14 protein-coding genes are annotated in these 13,968 nt (G+C 65.3%); 11 read left to right on the top strand and 3 right to left on the bottom strand.

Features of this window, described 5'->3' with window-relative positions; all coding sequences use genetic code 11:
• Positions 1-10 precede the first annotated feature (10 nt).
• Positions 11-790 carry an SOS response-associated peptidase gene (locus B2742_RS14265; RefSeq protein ID WP_023513236.1) on the top strand — a complete coding sequence of 260 codons (780 nt, stop codon included), beginning with the start codon at positions 11-13 and terminating at the stop codon, positions 788-790.
• Positions 791-821: 31 nt separating this feature from the next.
• Here B2742_RS14265 and B2742_RS14270 read toward each other — a convergent pair whose 3' ends face one another.
• Positions 822-1,004: a hypothetical protein gene (locus tag B2742_RS14270; protein ID WP_023513237.1), complete on the bottom strand. Its 183-nt coding sequence runs from the start codon at positions 1,002-1,004 to the stop codon at positions 822-824.
• A 175-nt stretch (positions 1,005-1,179) separates the two neighbouring features.
• Positions 1,180-1,305, bottom strand: a complete 126-nt coding sequence (locus tag B2742_RS14275; RefSeq protein WP_023513238.1) for a hypothetical protein — start codon at positions 1,303-1,305, stop codon at positions 1,180-1,182.
• Positions 1,306-1,609: 304 nt separating this feature from the next.
• Between B2742_RS14275 and cysS the strand changes: the two genes are divergently transcribed.
• From cysS to B2742_RS14315, 8 genes are all read left to right on the top strand, one after another.
• Complete coding sequence (cysS, locus tag B2742_RS14280) at positions 1,610-3,043, top strand: cysteine--tRNA ligase (protein ID WP_023513239.1); 1,434 nt, start codon at positions 1,610-1,612, stop codon at positions 3,041-3,043.
• Entirely contained in the window at positions 3,040-3,522 is a 483-nt protein-coding gene (locus B2742_RS14285; protein WP_023513240.1) for a GFA family protein, read from the top strand. Before cysS ends, B2742_RS14285 begins: the two co-directional genes overlap by 4 nt.
• A complete protein-coding gene (locus B2742_RS14290) occupies positions 3,498-4,016 on the top strand; it encodes a GFA family protein (RefSeq protein WP_081870760.1) in 519 nt (172 codons plus the stop codon). The genes B2742_RS14285 and B2742_RS14290 overlap by 25 nt, the downstream gene beginning before the upstream one ends.
• 126 nt (positions 4,017-4,142) lie before the next feature.
• Complete coding sequence (locus tag B2742_RS14295; RefSeq protein ID WP_023513243.1) at positions 4,143-4,625, top strand: GFA family protein; 483 nt, start codon at positions 4,143-4,145, stop codon at positions 4,623-4,625.
• Positions 4,622-5,581 (top strand): prolyl aminopeptidase, encoded by a 960-nt coding sequence (gene pip, locus B2742_RS14300; protein ID WP_023513244.1) that lies wholly within the window; start codon positions 4,622-4,624, stop codon positions 5,579-5,581. The genes B2742_RS14295 and pip overlap by 4 nt, the downstream gene beginning before the upstream one ends.
• 181 nt (positions 5,582-5,762) lie before the next feature.
• Positions 5,763-7,379, top strand: coding sequence for a citramalate synthase (cimA, locus tag B2742_RS14305; protein ID WP_278025655.1), 1,617 nt, complete (start codon positions 5,763-5,765; stop codon positions 7,377-7,379).
• Between the two features lie 110 nt (positions 7,380-7,489).
• A complete protein-coding gene (rarD, locus tag B2742_RS14310) occupies positions 7,490-8,434 on the top strand; it encodes an EamA family transporter RarD (protein ID WP_023513246.1) in 945 nt (314 codons plus the stop codon).
• 3 nt (positions 8,435-8,437) lie between these two features.
• Positions 8,438-8,956, top strand: a complete 519-nt coding sequence (locus B2742_RS14315) for a GNAT family N-acetyltransferase (protein ID WP_023513247.1) — start codon at positions 8,438-8,440, stop codon at positions 8,954-8,956.
• A 27-nt stretch (positions 8,957-8,983) separates the two neighbouring features.
• Here B2742_RS14315 and B2742_RS14320 read toward each other — a convergent pair whose 3' ends face one another.
• Positions 8,984-9,604: a TIGR00730 family Rossman fold protein gene (locus B2742_RS14320; RefSeq protein ID WP_037409306.1), complete on the bottom strand. Its 621-nt coding sequence runs from the start codon at positions 9,602-9,604 to the stop codon at positions 8,984-8,986.
• A 159-nt stretch (positions 9,605-9,763) separates the two neighbouring features.
• Between B2742_RS14320 and B2742_RS14325 the strand changes: the two genes are divergently transcribed.
• Both B2742_RS14325 and B2742_RS14330 read left to right on the top strand, forming a co-directional pair.
• Positions 9,764-12,127: a LysM peptidoglycan-binding domain-containing protein gene (locus B2742_RS14325; protein WP_024271438.1), complete on the top strand. Its 2,364-nt coding sequence runs from the start codon at positions 9,764-9,766 to the stop codon at positions 12,125-12,127.
• Positions 12,128-12,163: 36 nt separating this feature from the next.
• On the top strand, positions 12,164-13,968 hold a 1,805-nt coding region (locus B2742_RS14330; RefSeq protein WP_292067633.1), incomplete at its 3' end, for an ABCB family ABC transporter ATP-binding protein/permease.

Genomic DNA, 13,968 nt, shown 5'->3' on the forward strand with positions numbered 1-13,968 from the left:
TGACGATGCCATGTGTGGACGATTTGCATTGCTGGCCAAGCGGGATCTTGCGCGCGACTATCTCGATCTCGCCGAGCTGGACGACCTGACCGAGCGCTACAACATCGCCCCGACGCAGCCGATCCTGGTCGTCGTCGCGGGGGAAAGGCAGGAGCCCGGCAGCAACCTGCCGGAGCGTAAGGCCATGCTGGTGCGCTGGGGTTTCATGCCCGGCTGGGTGAAGGACCCGCGCGACTTTCCGCTGCTCATCAATGCGCGCGCCGAGACGGCGATCGGCAAGGCCTCGTTCCGCGCCGCCATGCGCCATCGCCGCGTCCTCGTGCCGGCCTCCGGTTTTTTCGAATGGCGCCGGCCGGAAGGGAAGGGCGCCAAGGCGCAGGCCTACTGGATCCGCCCGAAGAAGGGCGAGATTCTCGCCTTTGCCGGACTGGTGGAGACGTGGTCTTCCGCCGACGGTTCGGAGGTCGACACCGGCGCGATCCTGACGACCGCGGCCAACAACGACATTGCCCGCATCCACGACCGCATGCCCGTCGTCATCCGCAGGCAGGACTTTTCGCGCTGGCTCGACTGCAAGACGCAGGAGCCGCGTGAGGTGGCTGATCTGATGAAGCCGATCGACGACGGTTTCTTCGAGGCGATCCCGGTCTCCGACAAGGTGGGCAAGGTCGCCAATATGGGGCCGGATATCCTGGAGCCGGTGGAAGAGCGGGCCGACGAAGCGCCGGCGGAAAAGAAAAAGGGCGCGGAAGCGCCCCCATCACCGTCCGACCAGCTGTCGCTGTTCTGAAATCGCGCCGGCGAGGCCGCCTTGGAGCGGCTCAATCGTAGAGCGGCTGGAGCACGGCCGGAATATCGCGCTTGGAGCGCTTGTCCTCTGTCTTCGCCTCGGGCTTGCAGCGCGTGGCGGCCACGACGGCGGGCAGGCCGAGCGGCTTGTAGCGCGCCTGGAGGTTTTCGTTTGCCGCATGGTTCTGCGGCGGCTGTTTTCGTGCGGTCGACATTGTCTTTCTCCTGAATTGTCAGGCAGCCCCGTTTCGATCCCCCGGTTGCTACCCCCGATGCGTTATGCATTTACGCGACCCATTCGGCCAAATTCTGCTCAAATTTTGATCGATCTGCGGCAAGCGACTGAAAACACAGGTTTTCGAGATCAACTATTGTGACGGCCGCAAACATTCATTTCCTCGGAACCTGCCGCACCTTGATCATCAGAAAGGCCGCGATGACGGCGCGGATGCCGATCGGATTGTAGCGGCTGGCAAGATCGGTCTCGGGGCGTGTCTCTGTCTTCCGGGTCGTCATGATGCTGTCCCTTCGGTTTGCCGGCGGGCACTGCCGGTCTCACCCCTTCTTTTTCCCATGCGGGCAGGGGCGGCCGTGTCACCGCGGGAACAGGAGGCCTGGCGAGAATTTCGTCCGGGAACGGGCCGCGCCCGCTTGACCGGACGCCCGCACGGCGCGATAAAGCAGGCCATGAAAACGGTACTCTGCATTCGCCGGAGCATTATTCGCTAGCGCACGCGCTGGCCCGGCCGTTTTCGTCCCTCAAAATCCCCGGATGACAACGACCCGGCCAGCCGGGTTTACGCCTTTTGGGGAGATTTCTATGGCCGAAAAGCCGGTCCTGACGCTGTACAACACGCTCACGCGCTCGAAGGAGCCCTTCGCTCCCATCGATCCCGACAATGTGCGCATGTATGTCTGCGGCCCGACGGTCTACGACTTCGCCCATATCGGCAATGCGCGGCCGGTCATCGTCTTTGATGTGCTGTACCGCCTGCTGCGCCATGTCTACGGCGAAGACCACGTCACCTATGCCCGCAACATCACCGACGTCGACGACAAGATCAACGCCCGGGCACTGCGCGATTTCGGAAAGGAGATCGGCGACGGCACGCTTTCGCTCAACGAGGCGATCCGCCGGGTGACGGAGAAGACGGCGAACCAGTTCCACGCGGATATCGCCGCGCTCGGCACCATGGAGCCGACGCACGAGCCCCGCGCCACGGAGTTCGTCCAGCCGCGCGGCGACGGCAAGGTCGACATGATCACGCTGATCGAACGCCTCATCGAGCGCGGCCATGCCTATCAGGCGGGCGGCGAGGTGCTGTTCGACACGCAGTCCATGGCCGACTACGGCCAGCTTTCCAAGCGCAACCTCGACGAACAGCAGGCCGGCGCCCGCGTCGCCGTCGACGTGCACAAGAAGAACCCCGGCGATTTCGTGCTCTGGAAGCTCTCCTCGCCGGAAGAGCCCGGCTGGGAAAGCCCCTGGGGCCGCGGTCGTCCGGGCTGGCACATCGAGTGCTCCGCCATGTCTGCCGCCTATCTCGGCGAGACCTTCGACATCCATGGCGGCGGCCTCGACCTCATCTTCCCGCACCACGAGAACGAGATCGCCCAGTCGCGCTGCGCGCATGGCACGCCGGTCATGTCGAATGTCTGGATGCACAACGGCTTCCTGCAGGTCGAAGGCCGCAAGATGTCGAAGTCCGAGGGCAATTTCTTCACGATCGCAGAACTCTTGCACGAGGAGAAGTTCGGCGGCCGCAAGTGGCCGGGCGAGGTGCTGCGCCTCGCCATGCTGATGACGCATTACCGCGAACCGATCGACTTCTCCGTCAAGCGGCTGGAAGAGGCGGAGCGCCTGCTTGCCAAATGGCCCGCCGGTGGCAATCCGGCCGAGGGCCGGGTGGATGAAAGCGTGCGTGCGCCGCTTTTCGACGATCTCAACACCGTCGCGGCCGTGCAGGCGCTGCATGCGCTCGCCCAGTGCGCCAATGCCGATCCGCTGATGCTGCCGGTCTTCGCTGCCAGCGCCGAACTTCTTGGCGTCCTGCCGAAGAAGGCCGAGATCTCCAAGGCGCTCGAGGATAGCATCGAAACGCTGATCCAACTTCGCCTGGAAATGCTCAAGGCGAAGAACTTCGCCGAAGCCGACAAGATTCGCGACGACCTCGCCGCCAGGGGAGTCCAGCTGAAGGACGGCAAGGACGCCCAGACGGGCGAGCGCGTGACGACATGGGAGGTGAAAAGGTGACCACCCCCTTCTACACCGGCGGGTGCCAGTGCGGTGCCGTGCGCTTTCATGTCGAAGGGGCGCTCGGCGATGCGTCGGTCTGTCATTGCCGCATGTGCCAGAAGGCGAGCGGCAATTTCTATCTGCCGCTGGTCTCCGTGCGGCAGGCCAAGCTGACCTGGACGCGGGGAGAGCCGAAGCGCTTCCAGTCGTCGAACCACGGCTATCGCGGCTTCTGTGCCGATTGCGGCACGCCGCTGACCTATGAAGCGCCGGACGGCGTGGCGCTGACCATCGCCGCTTTTGACGACCCGGCGGAGATCGCCCCGCGCATCCAGTGGGGCGTCGAGGCGAAGCTGCCCTATGTGGACGCGATTTGCGACCTGCCGGGGGAAGAGACAATGGCGGACCAGGAGGCGGCGTCCTTCCTCGCCGACCTTGTCTCCTACCAGCATCCGGACCACGACACGGACGCATGGCCGCCGGAGCGCAAGCCATGAGCATTTCCCGCATCTATACCGGCGGGTGCCAGTGCGGCGCGGTGCGCTATCGGGTGGAAGGGACACTCGGCGATCCGCATCTGTGTCATTGCCGCATGTGCCAGAAGGCGGCCGGCAACTATTTCCTGCCGCTTGCCAATGCGCCACGCGACCGTTTCACCATGACCCGCGGCGAGGCCGGCTGGTTCCAGTCCTCGGAGATCGTGCGCCGCGGTTTCTGCCGCGATTGCGGCACGCCGCTGTTCTACGACGCGCTCGCCGCCGACCATATCAATGTGACACTCGGCTCGCTCGACGATCCCGACGATGTCCGCCCGGTCGCTCAGGCGGGCGTCGAATCGCGGCTCGTCTGGTTCGCGCAGCTGGCGAAACTGCCGGAAAGCGAGAGCGAGGACGGCGAGTTCGGCGCGGCGCGGCACATCGTGGTCCGCGCCTCCAACCGCCAGCACCCGGACTATGACACGGACCATTGGCCGCCGGAGGACATTCCATGACCGAGACCCGGCCGGAGCTCGGTTTTCCGCGCAAGTGGCTCTATCTCATCGCCGGCAAGCTGATCCTGATCACCGCCGTGGTGGTCGCCGTCGTCGTCTATTCCGCCTATCGTTGAAGGAGCTGCCATGAGCGTCGAACAGGAAGAGACAAGAACCGGGGGCTGCCAGTGCGGCGCCGTGCGTTTCCGTATCAAGGGCGGGCTCGGCCGCCCGTCGATCTGCCATTGCCGCATGTGCCAGAAGCAGTTCGGCGGTTTTTTCGGCCCGCTCGTCACGGTCGAGGGCGAGGTGGAGTGGCCGCGCGGCGAGCCGGCCTATTTCCAGTCCTCGATCAACATCGCCCGCGGCTTCTGCCAGCAATGCGGCACGCCGCTGGCCTACAAGCATCCCGGCGGGCTGGAGATCGCCATCGGCGCCTTCGACAGGCGCGATGACCTCGCGCCGCAGATCCAGGTCAATTTCGACGCACGGCTTCCCTGGGTCGAGGCGATCTTTTCCGCGCCCGCCCACAAGGACCCCGATTATTACAGCCAGCAGGAGAAGATCATCTCCTTCCAGCACCCCGACCACGAAACCGAAAACTGGCCTGCCCACGGAATGAAATTATGAGCGAGACCCTGCGTACCCTCTATCCCGAAATCGAACCCTATGCCTCCGGCCATCTCGACGTCGGCGATGGGCATGTCATCTACTGGGAGCGCGCCGGAACGCCCGGTGCGAAGCCGGCGGTGTTCCTGCATGGCGGCCCCGGCGGCGGGTTCTCGCCCGCCCACCGCCGCCTGTTCGATCCCGCCCTCTACGACGTGACGCTGTTCGACCAGCGCGGTTGCGGCAAGTCCACGCCGCATGCGGAGCTGGAGGCCAACACGACCTGGCATCTCGTTGCCGACATCGAACGCCTGCGGAAAATGGCCGGCGCCGAAAAATGGCTGGTCTTCGGCGGCTCCTGGGGCTCGACGCTGGCGCTTGCCTATGCGGAAAAATATCCCGAGCGCGTCTCCGAGCTCGTGGTGCGCGGCATCTACATGCTCACCAAGGGCGAGCTCGACTGGTACTACCAGTTCGGCGTCTCGGAAATGTTCCCCGACAAGTGGGAGCGTTTCATCGCGCCCATTCCCCCGGAAGAGCGGCACGAGATGATGCATGCCTATCACCGCCGCCTGACGAGCGATGACAAGGCGACGCGTATCGCCGCGGCGCTTGCCTGGAGCCTGTGGGAAGGCGAGACGATCACGTTGCTGCCGGAGCCCTCGACGAGCGACAAGTTCGGCGAGGACGAGTTCGCCCACGCCTTTGCCCGCATCGAGAACCACTTCTTCGTCAATGCCGGCTGGCTGGACGAGGGGCAGCTCCTGCGCGACGCGCACAAGCTGCAGGGCATTCCCGGCCTCATCGTGCACGGGCGCTACGACATGCCGTGCCCGGCAAAACAGGCCTGGGCCCTGCACAAGGCGTGGCCTGAGGCGGAATTCTACCTCGTTGAGGGGGCGGGCCACGCCTATTCCGAGCCGGGCATTCTCGACCGGCTGATCTACGCGACGGACAAGTTCGCGGGGAAAGTTTGAGAGACTGCCCCTCACCCAAACCCTCTGCCCGCATGCGGGGAGAGGGGGCCCGTCGAATGCAGGATTCGGGTTCGAGGTTTTCGGCGCGGCATATTCCTTCTCCTCACCTGCGGGGAGAGGGTGGCGGCAGCCGGATGAGGGGCGGATTGAAGTGTTCAATGAGTTCCCAGGGAGGGAACAGATGAAAAAAGACCGTATCTACCTTTTCGACACCACGCTGCGTGACGGCCAGCAGACGCCCGGCATCGACTTTTCCGTCGAGGACAAGATCGCCATTGCCGGCATGCTGGACGCGTTCGGCCTGGACTATGTCGAGGGCGGCTATCCCGGGGCCAACCCGACGGATACGGCTTTCTTCTCGAAGAAGCGCACCGGCCGCGCGAAATTCGTCGCCTTCGGCATGACGAAACGCGCCGGCATTTCCGCCTCCAACGATCCTGGCCTTGCCGCGCTTCTCGACTCGAAGAGCGACGCGATCTGTCTTGTCGCCAAGAGCTGGGACTATCATGTGCGCGTGGCGCTCGGCTGTTCCAACGAGGAGAACCTCGAGAGCATTGCCGAATCGGTCAAGGCCGTCGCCGCCTCCGGTCGCGAAGCCATGGTCGACTGCGAGCATTTCTTCGACGGCTACAAGGCCAATCCGGCCTATGCGCTGGCCTGTGCCGCCACGGCCTATGCCTCCGGCGCCCGCTGGGTGGTGCTGTGCGACACCAATGGCGGCACGCAGCCGTCGGAGGTGCAGGCGATCGTCCGGGCGGTGATCGCCGCCGGTGTGCCCGGCGACAATCTCGGCATCCACGCCCACAACGACACGGGGCAGGCCGTCGCCAATTCGCTCGCCGCCATCGAGGCCGGCGTGCGCCAGATCCAGGGTACGCTGAACGGCATCGGCGAGCGCTGCGGCAATGCCAATCTGGTGACGCTCATCCCGACGCTGGCGCTGAAGGAGACCTATGCGACGCGCTTTTCGATCGGCATCGACACGGAGGACCTGACGGGCCTCACCAAGCTTGCCCATACCTTCGACGAATTGCTGAACCGTTCGCCGGACCATCAGGCGCCCTATGTCGGGGCTTCCGCCTTCGCCACCAAGGCCGGCATCCATGCCTCGGCGCTCCTGAAAGACCCGCGCACCTACGAACATGTGACGCCGGAAAGCGTCGGCAACCTGCGCAAGGTCATGGTGTCCGACCAGGGCGGCAAGGCGAACTTCATCAATGCGCTCAAGCTGCGCGGCATCACCGTCAGCAAGGATGACCCGAAGCTCGATCGTCTCATCCAGATCGTCAAGGAACGCGAGGCGACCGGGTATGCCTATGAGGGCGCGGATGCGAGCTTCGCGCTGCTGGCCTACCGCACGCTCGGCACGGTGCCGGAGTTTTTCCACGTCGAAAGCTTCCGCGTGATGGTGGAGCGCCGCTACGACGCCAACGGCCAGCTCAAGACCGTCTCGGAGGCCGTGGTGCGCGTCGTCGTTGATGGCGAGACGATGATGTCCGTTGCCGAAGGTCACGGCCCGGTCAACGCGCTCGATCTCGCGCTGCGCAAGGACCTTGGCAAGTATCAGGCCGAGATCGCCGACCTGGAGCTGGCGGATTACAAGGTGCGTATCCTCAACGGCGGCACCGAGGCCATCACCCGCGTCCTGATCGAATCCACCGATGCCAGCGGCGCGCGCTGGTGGACGGTCGGGGTTTCCGACAACATCATCGACGCGTCCTTCCAGGCCTTGATGGATTCCATCATCTACAAGCTCCTGAAGAACCGCGGGGAGGCGGGGCGGGTGGCCGCGGAGTAACGGGGCGAGGTTCAGCGCCGCTCATCGTCCCTTCACCGGAATGAATTGGTGCATAACCTTCCTTTGGAGTATCCCGTCGAAAAATCCATGAAATGACGGGATACCACGCCATGGCCGACGCTAAATCCACCAGCGGCCCCGAAACCGGCGATTCGCCGCGCGGTTTCGCCTTCGCCTTGACGGCCTACGTGTTCTGGGGGTTCCTGCCCTTCTTCATGAAGGCCGTCGCCCACATTCCCGCTGCCGAGGTGGTGGCGCACCGGATCGTCTGGTCGGTGCCGCTCGCCGGGCTGGTGCTGATCTGGCTCGGCCGCACCGCCGATATCAAGGTGGCGTTGCGCTCGCCGCGCATGCTCGCCATGGCGACGCTGACGGCGGTGCTGATCACCATCAACTGGGGCATCTATGTCTGGGCCATCGGCGCCGGCCGGGCCATCGAGACGGCCCTCGGTTATTACATCAACCCGCTTTTCTCGATCTTCCTCGGCGCCGTCCTCCTGAAGGAAAAACTCGACCGGACGCAGATTCTGGCGATCGGGCTTGCGGCCTTGGCGGTGGGGATCCTTGCCTTCGACGCCGGCGGGCTGCCGTGGGTGTCCATCAGCCTCTGCATCTCCTGGGGCTTCTATGCCTTCTTCCGCAAGACGCTGCCGATCGGTCCGAATCAGGGTTTCTTCCTGGAGGTTCTGCTGTTGAGCGTGCCGGCGCTCGGCTATATTTTCTGGCTCGAATCCTCGGGGCAGGGCCATTTCGGTGATACCGGTGCCGCCGATGTTCTCTGGCTGCTCGCCTGCGGCGTCGTCACTGCCATCCCGCTGATGATCTATGCCAATGGCGCCAAGCTGCTGCGCCTGTCCACCATCGGCATCATGCAGTACATCGCGCCGACGATGATCTTCTTCATCGCCGTCTTCGCCTTCAACGAACCTTTCGGCACGACGAAGCTCATCGCCTTCGCCTTCATCTGGGCCGCGCTTCTCCTCTATTCCAGCTCCATGCTACGGACGGCGCGGACAAAGCGTCTTGCGGCCATGGAGCTCAAGCCGGCGGAATAGACGATGGCCGTTTTGCAGACGGCGCGTCTGACGCTCAGCCCTTGCCGGCCAGGCGACCGTGCGGACTTCATCGATCTGGAGCGTGATCCGGAGGTGATGCGCTTTCTGAACGGGGGATATGCCGTCGATCGGGAGACGGTCGCGCCGAACGCGACCTTTCTGATGCCGACCGGCACGGAGCCCTATGTCTGGACAGCCCGTCGGACGGCCGATGGCGTCTTTGTCGGCTGGTTCTGCCTCTGGCCGGAAAGCGAGACGCTGGCTGAACTCGGCTATCGCCTGCATCGCGTGAACTGGGGCCAGGGGTTGGCCGCAGAGGGGGCGGAGGCTCTCGTCGACTGGGGTTTTGAAACCGCCGGATACGAAAAGATCGTGGCGACGACGATGACCGTGAACCAGGCTTCGCGCCGCGTCATGGAAAAGATCGGCATGAGGCATGCGCGGACGGTGTCCGGCGATTTTCCCGATCCGATCGCGGGCAGTGAGCACGGCGAAGTGTGGTACGAACTCGACCGCCTGTAAGGCGAGCTTCCGTTTCTCTTGAGAAGATCAGAGCCTGGCGATGATGTCGGCTTCGCCTTCGCGGTCGACCTGGCCGGCCCAATGGTCAACGAGCGCCGCGACGATCTCTTCCGGTTCGTCGATCACCATCGGCTGCACGAGATGGGCCGTGTGGATGAAGCCTTCGTCCGCCATGTGGCGGATGAGCTTGAGCATCGGGTCCCAGAAGCCGCCGATATTGGCGAAGACCATTGGCTTGCGGTGGCGGCCGAGTTGTGCCCAGGTCATCACCTCGACGATCTCCTCCAGCGTGCCGATGCCGCCCGGCAGCGCCACGAAAGCGTCGGCGCGCTCGAACATCTTGTGTTTGCGCTCGTGCATGTCGGGCGTGATGATCAGCTCGGAGAGCTGGCCGAGCGAATGGCGGGTGGCCTCCATATCCACGAGAAATTGCGGTATGATGCCGGTGACGCGGCCGCCATGCGAGAGCACGCCGCTGGCCACCGCCCCCATGATGCCTTTCGTGCCGCCGCCATAGACGAGGCGGAGATGGTTTTCGGCCATCGCCTTGCCGAGGCGTCGCCCGGCGGAGACATAGGTGGTTTCGCGGCCCGGCTGGGAGCCGCAGTAGACGCAGACGGATCGAATCGGCAGGGTTTGTTCGCTCATGACGGGATTCAGCCACCCGGCTGGCAGCCCGTCAAGGATAATGACGAAAAAGCGCGGGGCGGCGGCTCCGGAACGTCCCGGGAACCTTGTGCAAAACATTGGGAATCGATAGCAATTTCAGGAGGGGACCCCCGGGAAACCGGGACAGAGAGAGAGTTGATGATGAAGAACAAGACCGGTCTGGTGGCCTTGATCGTGCTGGCGGCGGCAACGCTGCTCATGGTTTTCTTCGTGCTGCCCAACATGAACAAGGACAAGCCGGCCGAAACCCCGGTCGCGAGCCTTACCAATACGACGACGCAAGGCGGCGGCGAGACCACGACGGCCGAGGGCAAGCAGGCCCGTCCGACGACGGGAACCGGCGAGGCAGCGACGGGTGGAGAAGCGACCGGCACGGGCTCTGCTGCCGGAAGCGAGAAGCCGGCCGATGCGACGATAGGCGAGGCTGCGACCGCGACCCAGGAGGTCGCCAAGGCGGAAACGACGCCGGCCGATCCGGCCGCCGGCTGGGTCACGCCTGCCTTCGATCTCCTGCGCGTCGAGCCCGATGGTTCGACGGTGATCGCCGGCCGCGGCCAGCCGAACACCAAGCTGGAGATCAAGAATGGCGAGACCGTCGTCGCGACGGCCGATATCGGCCCGTCCGGCGATTTCGCGGCCGTCTTCGATCAGCCGCTCTCGGCCGGCGACTATCAGCTCACCCTGAACACCAAGGACGACAAGGGCGTCTCGAAGACCTCGGACGAGGTGGCGACCGTCTCCGTGCCGAAGGATGCCGGCGGCGAGCTCCTGGCCATGGTCTCCAAGCCCGGCGAGGCGAGCCGCCTGATCACGGTGCCGGACACCGCGGACAAGGCCGCCGCTACCGCGGAAAAGACCATCGACCAGCCAGCCGGCGAAACCGCCGCTGCCACCGATGCAGGCGCAGCCGGCACCGCGGGCGAACAGCCTGCCGGGACGGAAACGGCCGGGACGAGCGGCGGCAATGCGGCAGCCACGGGCGAAACCGCCACGGCCGCTGCGACGGAGACGGCGGGTGCAGCCGGCAGCGCGGCGACGGAAACGGCGGCCAAGCCCCAGGCCCGTGTTTCGGCCGTCGAGCTGGAAGGCGAGCGCATGTTCATTGCCGGCACGGCCAAGCCGGGTGCGCTTGTGCGTATCTATGCCGACGACACGCTCGTCGGCGAGGCGAAGGCGGATGATCAGGGCCGCTACGTGGCCGATGGCACGATCGACCTGTCGGTCGGCCGCCACACCGTCCGCGCCGACGTGATGAGCCCGGATGGCAGCAAGGTCGAATTCCGCGCTTCCGTTCCGTTCGATCGGCCGGAAGGCGAACAGGTCGCCGTTGTCGCGCAGGAGAATGCCACCGGCGATACCGCCCCGGCGCTCGGCCTCATCGGCGGCGGCACGTTCGACAAGCTGCGCACCGAGGCCGACAAGGCGCTGGCGCTGCTCAAGGGCCTCTATGCCGATGGCCGCCTGCCGACCGTCGAGGAGCTGGCGGCTGCCCGGTCCGCGACGGAGATCGCGCTGAAGTCGCTATCGGAGTTCAAGCCCGGCCCGGAAGAGGGCGATGCGGCCCGCGACATGGCCGCCAAGGCCTCGGCCGCTGCGGCCACGGCGCTCGCCCGCCTCCAGGCCCTGCCGAAGGACGCTGCCGCTGTCGGCGGTGCTCTCGGCTCGATCGAGACGGCCGTTGCCGATGCGCTGGCTCCGGCCATCGAGAAGGCGGAGGCCGTGGTCGGCGCGGCGTCGGCCGCGGCGGACAGCTCCATCGAGGCGCTGGCCGGCCAGGCGACGGCGCTCCAGCAGCAGTTCGTTGCGCTGTTCTCCGACGGCCGCAATGCGACGTCGGCGGAAATCCAGACCGCCCGCACCGCGCTTGAAGGCGCCCTCAAGGGCATCACCGGCTTCACGCCCCCGGCGGGCACGGCCGCGGATGTGACGGCGGCCATCGAAAAGCTGAAGGGCTGGGCCTCGACCGCGCTCGACCGCTTCGCCGCGGTTCCGGCCGGCGCCGGCAAGGAGGCCTATCAGCAGGCGCTTGTGGCGCTGGAAGGCATGCCCTCGCTGACGGCCGCCGCCAACGCCGTTGCGTCGGGCAGCGAAGCGGTGGGCGGTGCGCCGGTTGCCGACGCTGCGAGCCCGGCGGAGGAAACCACGACGGCCGGCGGCACCGCGGCTGCGACCGGCAGCGAGAGCGGCACCGCCACCTCGGGCGAAGCCGCCGCAACGGGCAGCGGACAGGCGGTTGCCGAGGAGCCGGAAACGGTCGAGCAGGCGCCGCTGCAGCAGAGCAAGACCTCGGTCATCATCCGCCGCGGCGACACGCTCTGGCAGATCTCCCGCCGCATCTACGGCAAGGGTGTACGCTACACGACGATCTACCTCGCCAACGAGGACCAGATCGCCGATCCGGACCGCATCATCCCCGGCCAGGTCTTCGGCGTGCCGGACAAGACGGTGGAAAGCGATGCGGAGGCGGAAGAGCTGCACCGCAAGCGCGTTCGCGGCAATTGATCCCTCGCAGGTCCGGCAGTGCGGAGTTTGCCGGACTTGCACAAGGACAATTTCCCGCCGGCCGTTGCGAAGCGGCCGGCAAGGACCTATCTCCCCGATGCGGCGCCCCTACCGGGCGCCGCATTTTCATTCGGCAAGTCCGGCAAGAAACGAAGACCGGGGCGTGACGGCGACCCGGCGGAGGCCAGCGTGGCGAGAACGACGAAAAAGACGGTTTCGGCCGACAGCAGCAATCCCCTCCACACGCTGGTGAACCTCTGGCCCTATATGTGGCCTTCCGACCGGCCCGACCTGAAGATGCGCGTCGTCTGGGCGTCCGTCTTCCTGCTCGCCTCGAAAATCGTGCTGCTGCTGGTGCCCTATTTCTTCAAGTGGGCAACGGATGCGCTGAACGGCAAGGCGGATGCCGTCTCGCTTCTGCCGACCTTCCTGCTTGGCGCCGTCATGCTGGTGCTTGCCTACAACGGTGCGCGCATCCTGCAGGCCGGCCTCAACCAGCTGCGCGACGCGCTGTTTGCCAGCGTCGGGCAATATGCCGTGCGCCAGCTCGCCTACCGCACCTTCGTGCACCTGCACCGCCTGTCGCTGCGCTTCCATCTGGAGCGGCGCACCGGCGGCCTGTCGCGCGTCATCGAGCGCGGCACCAAGGGCATCGAGACGATCGTGCGCTTCACGATCCTCAACAGCGTGCCGACCTTCATCGAGTTCCTGCTCACCGCCGCCATCTTCTGGTGGGGTTACGGGCTGCAGTATCTTCTCGTCACGGCCGTCACTGTCTGTCTCTACATCTGGTTCACGGTGCGTGCGAGCGACTGGCGCATCTCGATCCGCCGCTCGATGAACGACAGCGACACCGAAGCCAACACCAAGGCGATCGACTCGCTGCTCAACTTCGAGACGGTCAAGTATTTCGGCAACGAGGAGATGGAGGCGCGCCGCTTCGACCAGTCCATGGCGCGCTACGAGAAGGCGGCGACCCAGGTCTGGACCTCGCTCGGCTGGCTCAACTTCGGTCAGGCGCTGATCTTCGGCGTCGGCATGGCGGTCATGATGGCGATGTCGGCGCTTGCCGTGCAGCGCGGCGAGCAGACGGTCGGCGATTTCGTCTTCATCAACGCCATGCTGATCCAGCTCGCCATCCCGCTCAACTTCATCGGCTTCGTCTACCGCGAAATCCGCCAGGGCCTGACGGATATCGAACAGATGTTCGATCTGCTCGAAGTGGAGGAAGAGGTACAGGACAAGCCCGGTGCCAAGGACCTCATCATCGCCGACGGCGCGATCTCCTTCAGGGACGTGCACTTTTCCTATGATCCGGCGCGGCCGATCCTCAAGGGCGTCTCCTTCGATGTTCCCGCCGGCAAGACCGTCGCCGTCGTCGGCCCGTCCGGCGCAGGGAAGTCGACGCTTTCGCGGCTGCTCTATCGTTTCTACGACGTGCAGGAGGGCGCGATCACCATCGACGGGCAGGATGTACGCGATGTCACGCAGAAGAGCCTGCGCTCGGTGATCGGCATGGTGCCGCAGGATACCGTGCTCTTTAATGACACGATCGCTTACAACATCCGCTACGGCCGACCTGGCGCCAGCGACGAGGAGGTCACCGCCGCCGCTGAGGCGGCGCAGATCGGCCCCTTCATCCGCCACTTGCCGGAAGGCTTCAAGGCGATGGTCGGTGAGCGTGGCCTGAAACTCTCCGGCGGTGAGAAGCAGCGCGTCGCCATCGCCCGCACCATCCTGAAGAGCCCGCCGATCCTCATTCTCGACGAGGCGACCTCGGCGCTCGACACCCGCACGGAGCAGGAAATCCAGGCGGCACTCGACGTCGTCTCGAAGAACCG

This window comes from Brevundimonas sp. UBA7664 (assembly GCF_002483305.1).
Taxonomy (GTDB): Bacteria; Pseudomonadota; Alphaproteobacteria; order Caulobacterales; family Caulobacteraceae; genus Brevundimonas.

Bases quoted from the DNA above. Each gene is read 5' to 3' on its own strand.
- B2742_RS14265 (WP_023513236.1), top strand. From the start codon at position 11: ATGTGTGGACGATTTGCATTGCTGGCCAAGCGGGATCTTGCGCGCGAC.
- B2742_RS14270 (WP_023513237.1), bottom strand. From the start codon at position 1,004: ATGTCGACCGCACGAAAACAGCCGCCGCAGAACCATGCGGCAAACGAA.
- B2742_RS14275 (WP_023513238.1), bottom strand. From the start codon at position 1,305: ATGACGACCCGGAAGACAGAGACACGCCCCGAGACCGATCTTGCCAGC.
- cysS (WP_023513239.1), top strand. From the start codon at position 1,610: ATGGCCGAAAAGCCGGTCCTGACGCTGTACAACACGCTCACGCGCTCG.
- B2742_RS14290 (WP_081870760.1), top strand. From the start codon at position 3,498: ATGGCCGCCGGAGCGCAAGCCATGAGCATTTCCCGCATCTATACCGGC.
- B2742_RS14295 (WP_023513243.1), top strand. From the start codon at position 4,143: ATGAGCGTCGAACAGGAAGAGACAAGAACCGGGGGCTGCCAGTGCGGC.
- pip (WP_023513244.1), top strand. From the start codon at position 4,622: ATGAGCGAGACCCTGCGTACCCTCTATCCCGAAATCGAACCCTATGCC.
- cimA (WP_278025655.1), top strand. From the start codon at position 5,763: ATGAAAAAAGACCGTATCTACCTTTTCGACACCACGCTGCGTGACGGC.
- rarD (WP_023513246.1), top strand. From the start codon at position 7,490: ATGGCCGACGCTAAATCCACCAGCGGCCCCGAAACCGGCGATTCGCCG.
- B2742_RS14315 (WP_023513247.1), top strand. From the start codon at position 8,438: ATGGCCGTTTTGCAGACGGCGCGTCTGACGCTCAGCCCTTGCCGGCCA.
- B2742_RS14320 (WP_037409306.1), bottom strand. From the start codon at position 9,604: ATGAGCGAACAAACCCTGCCGATTCGATCCGTCTGCGTCTACTGCGGC.
- B2742_RS14325 (WP_024271438.1), top strand. From the start codon at position 9,764: ATGATGAAGAACAAGACCGGTCTGGTGGCCTTGATCGTGCTGGCGGCG.